The 15,521-nt window shown below is 66.9% G+C and carries 14 protein-coding genes; 10 read left to right on the plus strand and 4 right to left on the minus strand.

Annotation, left to right across the window (positions count from 1 at the left end; all coding sequences use genetic code 11):
- Nucleotides 1-26 precede the first annotated feature (26 nt).
- The gene (locus tag ISP25_RS07210; RefSeq protein ID WP_192154628.1) at nt 27-1,457 is read right to left on the minus strand and encodes a M20 family metallopeptidase; all 1,431 of its coding nucleotides are present in this window, start codon (nt 1,455-1,457) and stop codon (nt 27-29) included.
- 93 nt (nt 1,458-1,550) lie between these two features.
- Between ISP25_RS07210 and ISP25_RS07215 the strand changes: the two genes are divergently transcribed.
- Together ISP25_RS07215 and ISP25_RS07220 are read left to right on the plus strand one after the other, a co-directional pair.
- Nucleotides 1,551-2,015, plus strand: coding sequence for an SET domain-containing protein (locus ISP25_RS07215; protein ID WP_192154626.1), 465 nt, complete (start codon nt 1,551-1,553; stop codon nt 2,013-2,015).
- Nucleotides 2,016-2,033: 18 nt separating this feature from the next.
- Nucleotides 2,034-2,576 carry a GNAT family N-acetyltransferase gene (locus tag ISP25_RS07220; RefSeq protein ID WP_192154624.1) on the plus strand — a complete coding sequence of 181 codons (543 nt, stop codon included), beginning with the start codon at nt 2,034-2,036 and terminating at the stop codon, nt 2,574-2,576.
- Between the two features lie 158 nt (nt 2,577-2,734).
- Here ISP25_RS07220 and ISP25_RS07225 read toward each other — a convergent pair whose 3' ends face one another.
- Together ISP25_RS07225 and ISP25_RS07230 are read right to left on the minus strand one after the other, a co-directional pair.
- A complete protein-coding gene (locus ISP25_RS07225; protein ID WP_404612786.1) occupies nt 2,735-3,610 on the minus strand; it encodes a hypothetical protein in 876 nt (291 codons plus the stop codon).
- 2 nt (nt 3,611-3,612) lie between these two features.
- Nucleotides 3,613-5,883: a M1 family metallopeptidase gene (locus tag ISP25_RS07230; protein WP_404612788.1), complete on the minus strand. Its 2,271-nt coding sequence runs from the start codon at nt 5,881-5,883 to the stop codon at nt 3,613-3,615.
- Nucleotides 5,884-6,177: 294 nt separating this feature from the next.
- On the opposite strand from ISP25_RS07230, the gene ISP25_RS07235 reads away from it, so the two are divergent.
- The 6 genes from ISP25_RS07235 (at nt 6,178) to ISP25_RS07260 (ending at nt 12,615) form a co-directional block, all read left to right on the plus strand.
- On the plus strand, nt 6,178-6,864 hold the full coding sequence (locus tag ISP25_RS07235) for a response regulator (RefSeq protein WP_404612790.1): 687 nt from the start codon (nt 6,178-6,180) through the stop codon (nt 6,862-6,864).
- Nucleotides 6,861-8,294: a sensor histidine kinase N-terminal domain-containing protein gene (locus ISP25_RS07240; RefSeq protein WP_192154619.1), complete on the plus strand. Its 1,434-nt coding sequence runs from the start codon at nt 6,861-6,863 to the stop codon at nt 8,292-8,294. The genes ISP25_RS07235 and ISP25_RS07240 overlap by 4 nt, the downstream gene beginning before the upstream one ends.
- Nucleotides 8,295-8,379: 85 nt before the next feature.
- Nucleotides 8,380-9,819: an efflux transporter outer membrane subunit gene (locus ISP25_RS07245; RefSeq protein WP_404612792.1), complete on the plus strand. Its 1,440-nt coding sequence runs from the start codon at nt 8,380-8,382 to the stop codon at nt 9,817-9,819.
- A complete protein-coding gene (locus ISP25_RS07250; RefSeq protein WP_192154617.1) occupies nt 9,819-10,949 on the plus strand; it encodes an ABC transporter permease in 1,131 nt (376 codons plus the stop codon). The genes ISP25_RS07245 and ISP25_RS07250 overlap by 1 nt, the downstream gene beginning before the upstream one ends.
- 5 nt (nt 10,950-10,954) lie before the next feature.
- Nucleotides 10,955-11,695, plus strand: a complete 741-nt coding sequence (locus ISP25_RS07255; protein ID WP_192155407.1) for an ABC transporter ATP-binding protein — start codon at nt 10,955-10,957, stop codon at nt 11,693-11,695.
- Nucleotides 11,692-12,615 carry an efflux RND transporter periplasmic adaptor subunit gene (locus ISP25_RS07260; RefSeq protein ID WP_192154614.1) on the plus strand — a complete coding sequence of 308 codons (924 nt, stop codon included), beginning with the start codon at nt 11,692-11,694 and terminating at the stop codon, nt 12,613-12,615. Before ISP25_RS07255 ends, ISP25_RS07260 begins: the two co-directional genes overlap by 4 nt.
- A gap of 285 nt (nt 12,616-12,900) precedes the next feature.
- Here the strand turns inward: ISP25_RS07260 and arsH are convergent, their stop codons facing one another.
- Complete coding sequence (gene arsH / locus ISP25_RS07265) at nt 12,901-13,689, minus strand: arsenical resistance protein ArsH (RefSeq protein WP_404612795.1); 789 nt, start codon at nt 13,687-13,689, stop codon at nt 12,901-12,903.
- 141 nt (nt 13,690-13,830) lie between these two features.
- Between arsH and ISP25_RS07270 the strand changes: the two genes are divergently transcribed.
- Together ISP25_RS07270 and arsB are read left to right on the plus strand one after the other, a co-directional pair.
- Nucleotides 13,831-14,340 carry an arsenate reductase ArsC gene (locus ISP25_RS07270; RefSeq protein ID WP_404612797.1) on the plus strand — a complete coding sequence of 170 codons (510 nt, stop codon included), beginning with the start codon at nt 13,831-13,833 and terminating at the stop codon, nt 14,338-14,340.
- A complete protein-coding gene (gene arsB, locus ISP25_RS07275) occupies nt 14,337-15,425 on the plus strand; it encodes an ACR3 family arsenite efflux transporter (RefSeq protein WP_404612798.1) in 1,089 nt (362 codons plus the stop codon). Before ISP25_RS07270 ends, arsB begins: the two co-directional genes overlap by 4 nt.
- Nucleotides 15,426-15,521: the final 96 nt, after the last annotated feature.

Raw genomic sequence — 15,521 nt, forward strand, 5'->3', positions numbered from 1 at the left:
CCAGCGGGAAGAGGGAGAAAACCGCATCAGTCCTTCGCGCCCTGCGCATAGTGCTTGGCCACCACCTCGGCCACCACCGCCGACACCTTCTTGCCGGTGGGAATATGCAGGAATTCGTTGGGGCCATGCGCGTTGGAGTGCGGACCCAGCACGCCGGTGATCAGGAACTGCGCCTGGGGGAACTTCTCGCCCAGCATGCCCATGAACGGGATGGAACCGCCCTCGCCCATGTAGGTGGCCGGTGCGCCGAACTGGTTCATCGACGCCTCGTCCACCGCCTGGGCGAGCCACGGCGACAGCGCCGGCGCATTCCAGCCGCTGCCGTCCTTCTCCAGGTCGAAGCTGACCTTGGCACCGTAGGGCGGGTCCTTTTCCAGCAACTGCTTGAGGAGCTGGCCGGCCTTCTTCGCGTCCAGCGTAGGCGGCACGCGCAGGCTCAGCTTCACCGCGGTGAACGGGCGCAGCACGTTGCCGGCGCTGTCCAGCGGCGGGATGCCGCCGATGCCGGTGACCGCCAGCTGCGGGCGCCAGGTGCGGTTGAGCACCAGCTCCGGTAGCTCGTGCGTGACCGGCTGCATGCCTTCAGCCCAGGGAAACTTGCTGTAGATGTCGCTACCCAGCACGGTGGCCGCGTGCTTCGCCTGCTCCACGCGCTGGGCGGGAATCTCGACGTAGAGCTCCTTCGGCTTGATCGTGCCGGTTTCCGGATCCTCCAGCCGCGACAGGATCTCGCGCAGGATGCGGAAGCTGGATGGCACCACGCCCGAGGCGTCGCCCGAATGCACACCCTCTTCCAGCACCTGCACAGTGAGGTTGCCGCCGGTCATGCCGCGCAGCGAGGTGGTGAGCCAGAGCTGCTCATAGTTGCCGCAGCCCGAGTCCAGGCACACCACCAGCGACGGGTTGCCGATGCGCGCGGCAAGGTGGTCGACGTAATACGGCAGGTCGTAACTGCCCGATTCCTCGCAGGCCTCGATCAGGATCACGCAGCGCGCATGCGGCACGCCCTGCTCGCGCAGCGCCAGCAATGCCGCCAGCGAGCCGAAGATGGCGTAGCCGTCGTCCGCGCCACCGCGTCCGTAAAGCTTGTCGCCCTTCAGCACCGGCGTCCATGGACCCAGGCCCTCGGCCCAGCCGGTCATCTCCGGCTGCTTGTCCAGATGGCCGTACAGCACCGCGGTGTCGTTGCTGGCGCCTGTAGCCGGCACCTCGATGTAGATGAGCGGCGTGCGCCCTTCCAGCTGCACCACCTCCAGCGTGGCACCCGGCAACGCGGCTAGCTTGGACTGCGCCCAGTCGCTCATCAGCTTCACCGCCGCGTCCATATGACCGTGCGCCTTCCAGTCCTTGTCGAACATCGGCGACTTGTTGGGAATGCGGATGTATTCCACCAGCCTGGGCACGATCTCCTCGTCCCACAGGCCGCTGACGAAGCGGGAAAGGCGGGCGGTATCCATGGGCACTCCGGAAACGTGGGGAAGACGGACATTCTAGCAAGCCGCCAATGCAAGCCTGCCCTACACTGGCGCCCCGCTCCGACCGGTCCCGCCATGATCCTGCCGCGCTACCACATCGCCGCCTCACGCATCCCCGGTGCAGGCAAGGGCCTCTTTCTCGACGAGACGGTGCGCGCCGGCAGCATCCTCACCGCGCCCGACGCCATCAACCAGACCTTCCGGCACGCCGAATTCGACCTGCCGGAACTGGCCAAGCTGAAGTACGCCAGCGCGCGCTGGTTCGAGGACCGCTACACCGTGTCGCCGGACTGGCCCGACGAGTGCTACATCAACCATAGTTTCCAGCCCAACGGGCTATGGCATCTCGGCTTCGTGTTCGCCTTGGCCGACCTGCCCGTGGACAGCGAGATCACCGTGGACTACCGCCACCTGCTCCCCCCCGGCGAGACCGAGGATTTTGCGGATGCAGCAACTGGTGAGACAATCGTCGGCTTGTCCTGGACGGAAAGCCTCGCTTCGAGCACCCGCGCATTAGCGGCGTTGCTCGAAGGCACGTGATTTGCTTCTGAATTTGACATGATCAACATTCCCACCATCGAGACGGCGCGCCTGCGCCTGACTGCGCTCACCGAGCGCCATTTCGACGACTACGCCACGATGCTGGCCGACCCGGCCAGCACCCGCTACATCGGCGATGGCCAGCCGCTGGACCGCACCAACGCCTGGCGTTCGCTGGCGATGCTGCTGGGCCACTGGCAATTGCGCGGCTATGGCATGTGGGCGTTGGAACTGAAGGCCACCGGCGAGTTCATCGGCCGCGCCGGCCTGTTCCAGCCCGAAGGCTGGCCCGACCTGGAGCTGGGCTGGATGCTCAAGCCCGAACACCGCCACCATGGCTACGCCACCGAAGCTGGCACCGCGGTGCTGGACTTCGCCTGGAACCAGTTGCGCGCACAGCGCGTGATCAGCCTGGTGCGGGTGGGCAACGAAGCCTCCGACCGCGTGGCGGAACGCCTTGGCGGCGAACACATCGAGGACCGGGATTTCTACGGGTGCGATACGCATGTGTTCGCGTATTACCCACCGCATCGGGAGATCCGTCGCGTCGCTTGCGGTTGAGGGGCCTCCGCCTTCCGTGAGCAGGTGCTCTGCGACAGCTTTGCTTCAGTGGCCCGATTCGCTTGCGGTGCCTGCCGTGAGCGACAGAGCGGCCTCGAGCGCCTGCCGGCGCCCGAGTTTCACTCTCAGCAGGTGGAAACAGTGGAAAACAGACGACGTCAACGCGCCGGCGCCAGCCGCGCCAGCGCGAACAGCCGCGCGATGCGCATCCACCCCAGCACCACCACGGTCAACTGGCTGAGCAAAAGTCCCAACCAGAAGCCGCCATCCGCCGCCGTGGTGTGGATACGCGCGATGCCCAACACACCGGCAATCACCAGGCCAACCAGGCTCACTACCAGATAGAACAGCAGTGTCTTCAACGGCCGGCGCAGCAGTTGCCGGATGCCGCGGCCAAAGGCGCGGGTGGCGGAGCGCAAACCGGAATCGGCGATGAAGGCTGCGCGGGTGGATTCCACGATGGCGTGCATCAGCACGAACACCACCAGCAGCACCCATTGCGCACCGTGCTGCCAGGCATCGGCCTGCGACTCCAGCACCGCCTGATCGGCATGCTTGTCGGCCATGTGCATGGCGACGCCAGCCGCCAGGACCACCACCGCATAGGGCAAAAGCGACCACAACATCACGCGGAACATGCGACCGTATTCGATCCAGCCGCTCAACAGCAACGCGCCGAAATCGAGGCTGCGCCCGGCGCGTCCGCTGCCCACCGCCATGCCGTTGAGGAAGGGCGACAGCAGCAGGGCAAACACCAGACCCAGCAAGGAAGCACCGCTCAGCCACGCGACGTGCCCACCCATCGCGAACATCGCATCGCCGAACATCATGGGATCGAAGTGCCGTGCCCATGCATCGGCATGCACGGAGTGGTCGAGCAGGTTCGCGAGCGAGCGCCACAGCGGCAGCGCCACCATCGTGGCCGGCAGCAACATCAGCAGCAGCCACAGCAGCAGCAAACGCCATTGCACGGCCTCAGCCATCGCGGAGAACAGGGCGCCGAAGCCGGCGCGCGGGGCAGTCGTCCTGGCCATCATCACAGCGTCACCAGCATCGAGTAGAGGGTTTGCAGCAACGCGGCCGCGTCGGCCGTCCAGCGCCTGGAAGCAGCGCCGTTCGGCTTGGTCGAAAGGCTGTCGTTGAGTTTGTTGGCGTCGAGGTAAACCTGCTGGGCGGGATCAAGCTCGGCGGACACCACCTTGCTGGCCTTCTCGAATTCGAAGCGCGCCCAACGGCGATCGTCATCCCAGCGCACATCCTCGTGGCTGCCGTCGGCAAAGATGACATGCAAGGTCTCGGGCACGCGTGCGCCGTCGCGCAACACGGTCACCGTGCTGTGCCAGGGGAACGGCCCGCTGTCGCCAGGCCTGGCGTCGGGATGGGCCTTTTTCCAATCCTCGCGCTGTTTGGCGACCTGCTTGTCCAACGCAGCCTGGTCGGCCATCGGCTTGCCGTCCTTCCACATCACGCCGGACGGCGGCAGCACCTCGTTCGTGTCGATGTCGATCACGCGGTCATCGATGTGTGCCGTGCCATACACCACCTCGTCGAAGATCTCGTTGACATCCTTGGCATCGCCCGAGCCGTCGACGAGTGCCTGGCGCAGGTCGGCCACCGAGGGATGGCGGAAACTCCAGCGCTGGTAGTACAGGCGGATGGCCTTCTGCATCACCGGCTCGCCGATGCGCTGTTCGAGATCATGCATCGCCGTGGCGGTGCGCGTGTACACCGTGCCGTAGCTGGAACCGGAAAGCCTGTCCCAGCTGTTCTGCGCCAGCGGATCCTCGGGGCGCTGCAATTGCGCGCCCAGGCGCTCCATCTGGAATCCGCTCATTGCCGGCGCGACACCCAGCCACTTCATGAATGGCGTGGCGAGCACGAGGTCCTGCTTGCGCTCGCGCATCATGCGGTCGTCCCAGTACTCGTTCATGCCCTCGTCGAGCATCGGCTCCTCGAACTCGTTGGAGGCGAGGATGCCGTAGAAATACCCATGGCCGAATTCGTGGATGTTTACGAAGTCGCTGCCGTACTGGCTGAGGGTGCCCGGCGTGACCTCCTTGTAGCCCTCGGAGGTGAAGAAGGTCGGGTATTCCATGCCACCCGCCTCGTCCGCGTTGTACGGCGGTATCACCGCGGTGACCGTGTGGTAGGGGTACGGCGCGATGGTCTGCGAGAAATAGCCCAGCGCGTCGATGGTGGACTTCAGGGTGGGCGCGGCGCTGGCCGCGTATTCGGTCGGATAGATCACGCGCACGGCCACCGGCGGGCTGCCCGCGCCGGTATAGGTGCCGTCCATCGTCTTGTAGCCCTTGGCGGCCACCCAGGCGAAATCGTGCACATCGCCCTGCATGAAATGGTAGGTGGTGCGGCCGTTCGCCGCCTGCGGCTCGCCCCGCAGCTGGCCCACCGCGCCCACGGTGTAGTCGCTGGGCACGTCGAGATGCACGTCGTAGCTGCCGAAGTCGGCGTAGAACTCGCTGTTGAAGTGGAACTCGTGCACGTTCCAGCGCGGCGCGGTGGCACCGCGTTCGCCCGCCAGTTCCAGCACGCCGATCTTGGGAAACCACTGGCCGACCAGGTTGAAGTCGCCCCACCAGCCGGTGCGCTCCACCACCCGCGGCAGCTGGCTGAGGAAATCGATGTCCAGCGCCAGCGTGGCACCTGCGGGCACCGGCTGGGCAAGATCGATGCGCACCACGGTGTGGTCGCTGTCGGGGCCGCCATCGGGATGCACGAAACTCCACTTCAGCGCCGCACCTGCCTGCACCGCGTCCTTCAGCTCCGCATCGCCCTGCGTCACGCGCTGCAGGCGGATCCAGCCCCACTGTCCGTCCTTCAGCTCCGCATTGCCCCGTGAGCGGCCATGCGCGGTGAGCACCTTGCGCTCGGTGAACCAGGTGCTGCCATCACTCTCGAACGCATTGAGGTAGAGATGGAAATAGACATGACTGACCGGGCGGTCGCTGCGGTTGCGCCAGGTCATGTGTTCCTTGCCGGCCACCTGGTGCTTGGCCGCATCGAGGCTGGCATTGATGGTGTAGCTCACCACGCGGTCGGACAGTGTTGCCTCCTGGCCGGTGCGTGCGCCGCCCCAGGCGGTCGGCGCGCTTGGCGTGGTGATGATGGTCTGATGCGCCGGCGCAAACGGGATTGGCTCCAACGCAGCCGTCGCCGTACTTGCCGCGGGCGACGCCACCATGCTTCCCGCTGCTACGGGTGCCTGCTGCGCAAAGCCAGCACCGGTCGCGCACCAGCCCATGGCCACTGCGGCAAGCCACAGCCCGCCCCTGCCCCTGATCGACACCATTGCGCTCTCCCCGCGAGTGATTCGCCAGCGTGCACGCAGCGTGGCATCGCCGTCATAGGCCAAAGGTCATGCCTTGACGACGGAAAGATCCTGCCCGGCTCCTGCATAAGCCTGCACGGGAAGCCGTTTGCGAACGGGCTCATTGAAGAACGAGAGCACGCCGGTAGACGGGCAGCCGTCCGCGCCGCCTCGCCGAGGCCCCATGCGGAATCGCGTACAGGCTCTAAGCTACTGGACAGGTGGCGCATGGCAAGCTGTGCACCCCTTCATGCCGACGAACGGAACCCGAACCGCATGCGCATCCTGCTGGCCGAAGACGACCCCTCCATCGCCGAAGGTATCTGCGCGTCGTTGCGCCACAGCAACCACGCCGTGGATCATGTCGCCGGCGGCCAGCTGGCGGACGCCGCGCTGCGCGAGCACGACTACGACCTGCTGGTGCTGGACCTGGGTCTGCCGCAACTGGACGGCAGCGAAGTGCTGCGCCGGCTGCGCAGCCGTGGCGGCAGCGCGCCGGTACTGGTGGTAACGGCGCGCGACGGCCTGGACGAACGCATCCGCGTACTCGACCTCGGTGCCGACGACTACCTGGTCAAACCCTTCGAGCTCAGCGAGTTCGAGGCACGCGTGCGCGCCCTGCTCCGCCGCAGCAGCAGCCAGGGCGTGCCCGAGCTGAAGATCGGCCGGCTGCGGCTGGATCTGCCCGGCCATCGCGCGTGGCTGGACGACGAGCCGCTGGAACTCACCGCCCGCGAGTTCGGCCTGCTCGAGGCACTGGCCATGCGCGCCGACCGCGTCACCAGCCGCGCGCAACTGATCGAAGCCTTATGCAGCTGGGACGAGGAGCTCACCGACAACGGGCTGGACATCGCCATCCATCGTCTGCGCCGCAAGCTCGAAGGCAGCGGCACCGGTGTGCGCACCATCCGCGGCCTGGGCTACCTGCTGGAAGAAAGTCCGGCCGACGGTGACCGCCCATGAGCCAGGCTCCCGCCCGCCGCCCCAGCCTGCGCCGCCGTTTGCTGGGTTTTCTGCTGATCCCGGTGACCATCCTGCTGGTGCTGGACATCCTGTTCACCTACGGCGTGGCGCTGGGCTATGCGAACCACGTGCACGACCGTGACCTCGGCAACGACGCGCTGACGCTGGCCAAGATGATGGGTAGCGAGCAGCTGAGCGGTGAGCTGAGTCCGCAAGCGCGCTTCCTGCTGCAGTACGACCCCAACGGCGATGGTTACTTCAGTGTGGTCAGTCGCCAACGTGGCCTCGTCGCCGGCAATGGCCAACTGCCACAGGCACAGCGGATTCCGGCGATGGGCGCCAAACCCGAGCTGTTCGACACCCGCATGGAGAATCATCCGCTGCGCGCGGTCACGCTGACCGCACCATGGAACGGCCACCCCGGCGACGTCCTCGTCATCACCGTGGCCGAGACCCTCAGCGATCGCCACGCGCAGGCGCGCAGCATCCTGTACCTGGCGATCCTCACCCAGTCGCTGTTGATCGTGTGCGTGCTGTCGCTGGTTTGGTTCGGCGTCAACCACGGCCTGCGCGTGCTCGACCCGCTGACCCGGCGGCTTGCGCGCCGCAACCACGAACTCACGCCCATCGGCGGCCCGGACGTACCACAGGAAATCCTCCCCCTCACCCGCACCATCGACGCATTGTTCGCACGCCTGCGCGGCATGCTGGCGCTGCACGACCGCTTCATTGCCGACGCCGCGCACCAGTTGCGCACGCCGCTCACCGGCCTCGGCCTGCACGTGGAACGCGCGCTCGCCGATCCCGATCCGGCCAACGTGCGCGAAGCGCTTACCCACATCCGTCGCCTCAACCAGCGCGCCGCGCGCACCACCGCGCAGCTGCTGGCGCTGACCCGCGCACAGGCGCCTTCCACCGAAACCGTGGAACACGTGCCGCTGGATCTCGCACGCTGGGTTCCCGAGGCGGTGACGCAACGCGTGCACGATGCGCTGGCCGCCGGTATCGACCTCGGCTACCAGGGCCCTGAGCAAGCGCTAAGCATCCATGGGCATGCTGCAAGCTTGCACGACCTCCTGGACAACCTCATCGACAACTGCATCCGCTACGCCGGCCGCGGCAGCACCGTCACGGTGAGCCTGCAGGCGCGCACCGACGGCGGTGCCAACCTCATGGTGGAGGACAATGGCCCAGGTGTGCCACCCGAATTGGTACCCCGCCTGAGCGAACGCTTCTTCCGTGCGCCGGGCACCAGCGAGGAAGGCAGCGGACTGGGGCTGGCCATCGTGCAGCGCATCGCCGAACGCCATCGCGCCGAGGTGATCTACCGCCTGGCGGAGGAACACGGACTATGCGTGGAAGTGCGATTCCCCGCGCCGCGCCGGGGTCACGTCGCTGCTACGCAGGCCGAAGCGCCGGCGACGCGCTGACAGCTTCGGCGCCCGCCCTGTATCCTTGGCAGCTCCGCACGGTCGTTATCCGTTCCCCATCCCTCCACTGTTGTGTGACCTGACCGTGGCTCTGATCCGATCCGACATCGCAACGCGCCAGGGCTGGCGCACAAGCTTGCTGGCTGCGGTCATCGCGCTGGCCGGCTGCTCGGTGTCGATGCCGAAGCTCGAGCCGCCGATTCCGGCGCAATGGCAGCATGCGGCGGCGACGCAGGCGCCGGCTCCCACCAATCTGCGCAGCTGGTGGCGCGCCTTCGACGATCCCGCCCTGAACGCCCTGGTCGACCAGGCGCTTGCGCACAATCTCGACGTGGCCCAGGCAGTCGAACGGGTGCGCGCCGCGCGGGTGCTGCAGCAGCATTCCGGTGCTCCCTACCTGCCTTACCTCAAAGCCAGCACCGACCAGGTGATCGACCCCGATGCCAGTGCCTCGTATCTGGTGGCCGGCTTCGACGCCAGTTGGGAGTTCGGCCTGTTCGGACGTGCGCAAGGCAGCCGGCGCGAAGCGCAGGGCCAGCTCGATGCCGACATGGCCGACCTGCAGGCGGCGCGCGTGACCCTGGTGGCGGAGGTCGTGCGCAACTGGATCGAACTGCGCGCCGCGCAGCAGCAGGAGACCCTGCTGCAACAGGCCAGCGACCTGCATGCCCATCAGCTCGACCTGCTGAAGATCCGCCAGCAGCTGCAGCTGGCGCCCACCGACGCGGTGGATCAGGCCGTCGCAACCGTCGCGCAGGCACAGGCCGCACTGGCCGCGCCGCGCCAGGCCATCAACGAAGCCGCGCAGCGGCTGGCCGTGTTGGCGGGCCAGAACCACCCCGATCCGGCTTGGCTGCAGGCTGGCCTGCAGCCGCAACTCGGCACATGGGAACTGCCCGGCACACCGGCCAACCTGCTGCGCACGCGCCCCGAAATCGCGCGTGCCGAGGCCGATGTGCTGCGCGCCGCCGGCGAGCTGGGCGTGGCGCATGCCGACCGCTTTCCCAAGCTCGGCCTCGATGCCTCGATGGTCTGGGCCAGCGACCTCAACAACAACCGCAAGCACACCTCGGACAACGGCCTGGTCACGATGGGGCCGATGTTCGACATGCCGTTGTTCGACTGGGGCCTGCGCAAGGCCAACGAACACGCCAAGTCGCACGAGCTGAAAGCCAGCGTGCTGGCCTACCGCCAGGCCGTGCTGCAAGGCGTGGCCGAAGTGGAGACCGCGCTGGGCACGCTGCAACAGCAACAGCAGCGCGAGCAGCACAGCCTGGAAGCCTGGCAGGCGTTGCAGCGTGCAGGCGACGCGCTGCAGACCCGCGTGAAGCTGCAACTTGACAGTCCGCTGGCGCTGGCCGACAGCCAACTTGCCACCACGCAGGCCGCCATCGAACTGGCCGATGCCCGCGCCAGCCACAGCCTCGCCTACGTGGCGTTGTTCAAGGCCCTGGGCGGCGCACCGCTGCCGGCGGACGAGGCGCCCGACGCGAAGTCCGCCGATGCCGCGGGAGCAACACACTGATGGTGGCCCTGGCGCGCAAGACGCTGGTGTACGAATGGCGGCGCTTCTTGCCCGCCATCCTCGCCGTCGGCTTCGCCGGGCTGCTGCAACTGCTGCAGCTGGCGCTGGTGCTGGGCATCTTCGGCGCCACCAGCGTGTACATCACCGGCTCGTCGGCCGACGTATGGATCGGGTTCCCCGGGACGCAGAGCGTGGGCTCGGGGCGCTCGATCGACGCCAACGTGGAATCGCGCATCCTGCTGGATCCGGCGGTGGCGCGCGTGGAACCTTACGAGTGGATCGACGGCGACTGGCGCGGCACGGGCGACACCGGCGGCGTGTCGGTGTTCGTCTCCGGCATCGACCCCGCCGCCGCCGGCCTGATGTTCTCCAGGGTGTTGCCGCCCGACCTGCGCGCCCGGCTGGCCGAACCTGATGCGGTGATCGTGGATCGCGCGGACCTCGACAAGCTCGGTGTGGCGCTGGGCCGCACCGCCACCATCAACGGCCAGCGCGTGCGCGTGGTCGGCGTGAGCAGTGGCCTGCGCGGACTGGGCGGCATCAACGTGATCGCCTCGCTGGACACCGCGCGCCGGCTCGACACCGACGCCGCCGACAATGGCCCCACCTATCTGGTCGCCAAACTGCGCGACCCCACGCAAGCCGACGCCGTGGCAGTTCGTCTGCGCGGCAGCACCGCGTTCGGTCCCTATACCACGTGGAGCTCCGCCGATTTCGCGCGGCGTTCGGTGCGCTACTGGTTGTTCGACACCGGCGCCGGCGCCGGTGTGCTGTTCCTGGCCGGCATCGTGTTCCTGGTCGGCGCGGTCATCACCAGCCAGACCCTGGTCGGCGCGGTGCAAGGCTCGGTGCGCGAGTACGCCACGCTCAATGCGCTGGGCGTGGGCGTGGGCGCGCTGCGCAAGGTAGTGCTGGAACAGGCATTCTGGGTAGGCGCGCTGGGCCTCGTCGGCGCTACCGTGCTCGGGGTGGTGCTGTTGCTCGCGGCACGGGCCGAAGATGTGCCGGTGACGCTCGGCCCGCTGGCCGCACTCGCTTGCATCGCTCTGGTGATGGGCCAGGCGGCGGTCTCGGGCATGGCGGCGATGCGCAGCATGCGTCGCATCGATCCGGCGACCCTGCTGCGATGAATGCCATGATCCAGGTCAACGCCACGCCAGGCGCCCCGGTGCTGCAAGCCGACAGCGTGTGCAAGGCCTTCGTGTCCGGCAAGCTGCACACGCAGGTGCTGAACGGCTTGTCGCTCAGCATCGATCCGGGCGAACTCACCCTGATCTCCGGCCCGTCCGGTTGCGGCAAGAGCACTTTGCTGGCCATCCTCAGCGGCCTGCAGAAGGTGGACAGCGGCCGCGTGCATGCCCTGGGCAGCGAACTGGGCCAGCTCGACCTGCGCGCGCTGGAGCATTTCCGCCTGCAGCACACCGGCTTCGTGTTTCAGGGCTTCAACCTGTTCCCCGCGCTCACCGCGCAAGAGCAGGTGGAGCTGCCGCTCAACCACATGGGTCTTTCGAAGCGTGAGGCTCGCGAACGGGCACTCCGCTCGCTGGAGGAAGTGGGATTGACCCATCGAATCAAGCTGCGGCCTTCCGAACTTTCCGGCGGCGAAAAGCAGCGCGTGGCGATCGCGCGCGCGCTGGCCAAGGAGCCGGAGCTGCTGTTCGCCGACGAACCCACCAGCGCACTGGACGCCGCAAACGGCCAGACCATCATCGACATCCTGCACACCATCGCCCGCATCCATGGCACCACCGTGCTGTGCGTTAGCCACGACCCGCGCCTGGTCGCGCACGCCGACCGCGTGCTGGCGATGGAGGATGGCCGCATCCTCAGCGACAGCCGCCGCGATGCGGTCGCCCTCAAGGAAAACCCGCCATGACGCCAACCGCCCTTCGCCTGCCGTCGCCCTTGCGCCTCGCCGGATGCGCGCTGGCCGCCACGCTCGCGCTCGCCGCCTGCTCGAAGAGCGCAGAGCCGCCCGCGAACAACACCGCCAGCCAGTACGCCGCAGTGGCGCGCGGCCGCGTGGATATCGAGGGCGGCCTGCTCACGCTCAGCATGCCGCGCGAAGGCGTGCTGGCCAACGTGGCCGTGCACGAGGGAGACGTCGTGAAGCAAGGCCAGTTGCTGGCTGCACTGGATACCCGTCCTGCCCAGCTCGCGGTGGATTCCGCACAGGCGCAACTCGAACAGGCCCAGGCCCAGCTCAAGCTGCTGGCCGTCAAGCAGGCCGCCGCCAAGCTGCGTGCGCAACGCCTCGGTGCCGCCGCCACTGCCGGCGCCGGCGATGGCCAGAGCGCGGACGACGCGCGCGAAGCCAGCAACCAGCTCGACGCCGAACAGGACGCCGACCAGGCCGCTGCGGACATGGCCGCGCAGAAACTCGCCGAGATGAAATACGAATTGGCCCAACGCAGCCTTCGCGCGCCCTTCGATGCGACCGTGGTGCACGTCACCGCCCAGCCCGGCGCCAGCGTGTCGCCCTCTGACGCGCTGTTCACCCTGTTGCCCGACAAGCCGCGCATCGTGCGCGCCGAACTCAACGAAAGCTTCGTGGGCGTCGTGCATCCGGGCATGGCCGCCGAGGTGTCGGACAACGACGACACCGAGAGCGGCCACTGGAACGCCCACGTGTTGCGCATTGGTCAGGTCTATGGGCCGTCCACGCTGGAAAACGACCCGCAGACCCGCGCCAACGCGCGCACGGTGGAATGCGTGCTTGCCTTCGACCAGCCCGAGCAGCAATTGCGGATCGGGCAACGGGTAATCGTGCGATTCATTGCTGCAGACAAGCACTGAGCAGCGCACTCCAAGCATGAGCGTCGGCACGGATGCCGCCGTGCGCCATGCACCTGGCCAGCATAAAACCACACCTGGCACAGCTTCATGCTGGCGGAAAAAGGTGGCGCTCCATCGTGGCGTACACAGCGATGAGCATCATGGGGACGCGATGCGACCCGACCGGAACAGATGGATCAAGCAAAGAGCCCGGGACAAGCGATGGAACCGGTAGCTTGAAGTTGATTTACCCGGTCAGCGCATGAACATCGATCGAGCTAACCTGAACTCCGCACATCGTCGGGGTCAACACGCTCCACCGGCGCAACAGGCACGACGAGGCAAGTTAACCTCCTCGATGGGAGCGGCTGTCGCAGTAACCTCGGTGACCGCCGCTGCGATCGAGAGTGCGCGGGCATGGGCGGCTCCCTTGCGCTCGCTGTAGCGGCTTACCAGATAGTCGCTGCGATCGCGCACCAGCAAGGTGAACTTGAACAGCTCCTCCATCACATCGACCACGCGGTCGTAGAACGGTGAGGGTTTCATGCGGCCGTCCTCATCGAACTCTTGCCATGCCTTGGCGACCGATGACTGGTTCGGAATCGTCACCATGCGCATCCAACGGCCCAGCACACGCAACGCGTTCACCACGTTGAACGACTGCGAGCCGCCGCAGACCTGCATGACCGCCAACGTGCGTCCCTGCGTCGGGCGCACGCTGCCGTCTTCGAGTGGCAGCCAGTCGATCTGGTTCTTGAACACGCCGGTGAGGTTGCCGTGCCGCTCGGGGCTGACCCAGACCTGACCCTCGGACCACAGCGACAGGGCACGCAGCTCCTGCACCTTGGGATGGCTGCCTGGCACGCTGTCCAGGATCGGCAGCTCGTGCGGATCGAACACGCGGGTCTCGGCGCCAAAACGGCGGAGGATACGCTCCGCTTCCAGGGCAAGCTTCCGGCTGAACGATTGCGGTCGCAGCGAGCCGTACAGGATGAGAATGCGCGGCGGATGATCGGCGCCCGTCGGCAATGCCAGTTTCGCGAGGTCGGGGGTGTCCAGCAGCGCGGAATCGATGTGCGGGAGTTCGTCGGTCATGGCAGGTCCTGCATTGCATTGAAGAAACGATTCTATGAATATAGAAATGTCGAATCAATGCGCCCGCACGAAGGTGATGAACGCCTGCAGCGCAGGCATTTCTCCTTGCCCTGCGATCCATGTACTTGCACGAGAGCCGTCATGAACCCCTGCCGCGTCCTGTTCATCTGCACGGGCAACTCCGCCCGCAGCATCCTGTCCGAAGCCACGCTCAATCACCTGGGCGAGGGCCGCTTCGAGGCGTTCAGCGCCGGCAGCCAGCCCACGGGGCGGGTCAATTCCTACGCGTTGGATGAACTCCAGGCCGCGGGCATTTCGACCGCCGGCCTGAGCAGCAAGTCGTGGGATCGCTTTACGGAAGAAGGAGCGCCGCCGCTCGATATCGTCATCACCGTGTGCGACAACGCGGCCAACGAGGCCTGCCCGGTGCTCTTCGGCGATTTCGTCAAAAGTCACTGGGGCCTGCCCGATCCGGCGGCTGCGCACGGCCACGGCGCCCTGCTCGAAGCGTTCCGCCGCGCACACACGCTGATCCTCTACCGGATCGCAGCCCTGGTCGACCTGCCGGTGGAGACGATGGATCGCGCGGCCCTGAAGCAGGCGCTGGATCATATCGGCAACATCACCGACGAAGACGAGGACGCCGCATGAGCGCGACACCCCTGCCTGCAGGCGAAGCCTCGGCCGTCGCTCATGCGAAAAACTCCATTGGCTTCTTCGAGCGCTACCTCACCGTCTGGGTACTGCTGTGCATCGTCGCAGGCACCCTGCTGGGACACCGGCTGCCCGATACGTTTGCGCGACTGGGCGACATGCAGCTGGCGCAGGTCAATCTGCCTGTCGCCGTGCTGATCTGGCTGATGATCATCCCCATGTTGCTGAAGATCGACTTCGGCGCCCTGGGAGGCGTGCGCCGCCAGTGGAAAGGCATCGGCGTCACGCTCTTCATCAACTGGGCCGTGAAGCCTTTCTCGATGGCGCTGCTGGGCTGGATCTTCATCCGCCACGTGTTTGCGCCGTGGCTGCCGGCCGACCAGTTGGACTCCTACGTCGCGGGCCTGATCCTGCTGGCGGCCGCACCCTGCACGGCGATGGTCTTCGTGTGGAGCAACCTGTGCAACGGCGAGCCCAACTTCACGTTGAGCCAGGTGGCCTTGAACGACGCGATCATGGTGGTGGCCTTCGCGCCCATCGTCGGGCTGTTGCTCGGCATCTCGGCGATCACCGTGCCGTGGAACACCCTGATCCTCTCGGTGGTGCTCTACATCGTCGTGCCGGTGCTGATCAGCGTCGTGCTGCGTCGTGTCGTATTGGCTCACGGTGGTCCGAACGCGCTCCAGCGCCTGCTGGCTCGGCTGGGACCGATCTCGCTTGGCGCGTTGCTACTGACCCTGGTGCTGCTGTTCGGCTTCCAGGGGCAGCAGATCCTCGCCCAGCCGCTGGTGATCGCCATGCTGGCCGTGCCAATCCTGATCCAGGTCTACGGCAATTCGGCGCTGGCCTACGTCCTCAATCGCGCGTTCCGCGTCCCGCACTGCGTGGCGGCACCGTCGGCCCTGATCGGCGCCAGCAACTTCTTCGAGCTGGCAGTCGCCACGGCGGTGGGCCTGTTCGGCGTGCACTCGGGCGCGGCACTCGCCACCGTGGTGGGCGTGCTGATCGAGGTACCCGTGATGCTGTCCGTGGTCCGCCTCGTCACCACCAGCAGGCGCTGGTACGAAGCCCAGACCGTCTGACCGGAGAGCGCCATGCAAGGTCATTACAGCGTCCTGTTCGTGTGCACCGGGAACTCCGCCCGCGGCATCCTCGCCAAGGCCATCACGAACCCGCGG

It is taken from the genome of Rhodanobacter hydrolyticus (assembly GCF_044904645.1).

Bases quoted from the DNA above. Each gene is read 5' to 3' on its own strand.
- ISP25_RS07210 (WP_192154628.1), bottom strand. From the start codon at position 1,457: ATGGATACCGCCCGCCTTTCCCGCTTCGTCAGCGGCCTGTGGGACGAG.
- ISP25_RS07215 (WP_192154626.1), top strand. From the start codon at position 1,551: ATGATCCTGCCGCGCTACCACATCGCCGCCTCACGCATCCCCGGTGCA.
- ISP25_RS07220 (WP_192154624.1), top strand. From the start codon at position 2,034: ATGATCAACATTCCCACCATCGAGACGGCGCGCCTGCGCCTGACTGCG.
- ISP25_RS07225 (WP_404612786.1), bottom strand. From the start codon at position 3,610: ATGGCCAGGACGACTGCCCCGCGCGCCGGCTTCGGCGCCCTGTTCTCC.
- ISP25_RS07230 (WP_404612788.1), bottom strand. From the start codon at position 5,883: ATGGTGTCGATCAGGGGCAGGGGCGGGCTGTGGCTTGCCGCAGTGGCC.
- ISP25_RS07235 (WP_404612790.1), top strand. From the start codon at position 6,178: ATGCGCATCCTGCTGGCCGAAGACGACCCCTCCATCGCCGAAGGTATC.
- ISP25_RS07240 (WP_192154619.1), top strand. From the start codon at position 6,861: ATGAGCCAGGCTCCCGCCCGCCGCCCCAGCCTGCGCCGCCGTTTGCTG.
- ISP25_RS07250 (WP_192154617.1), top strand. From the start codon at position 9,819: ATGGTGGCCCTGGCGCGCAAGACGCTGGTGTACGAATGGCGGCGCTTC.
- ISP25_RS07255 (WP_192155407.1), top strand. From the start codon at position 10,955: ATGATCCAGGTCAACGCCACGCCAGGCGCCCCGGTGCTGCAAGCCGAC.
- ISP25_RS07260 (WP_192154614.1), top strand. From the start codon at position 11,692: ATGACGCCAACCGCCCTTCGCCTGCCGTCGCCCTTGCGCCTCGCCGGA.
- arsH (WP_404612795.1), bottom strand. From the start codon at position 13,689: ATGACCGACGAACTCCCGCACATCGATTCCGCGCTGCTGGACACCCCC.
- ISP25_RS07270 (WP_404612797.1), top strand. From the start codon at position 13,831: ATGAACCCCTGCCGCGTCCTGTTCATCTGCACGGGCAACTCCGCCCGC.
- arsB (WP_404612798.1), top strand. From the start codon at position 14,337: ATGAGCGCGACACCCCTGCCTGCAGGCGAAGCCTCGGCCGTCGCTCAT.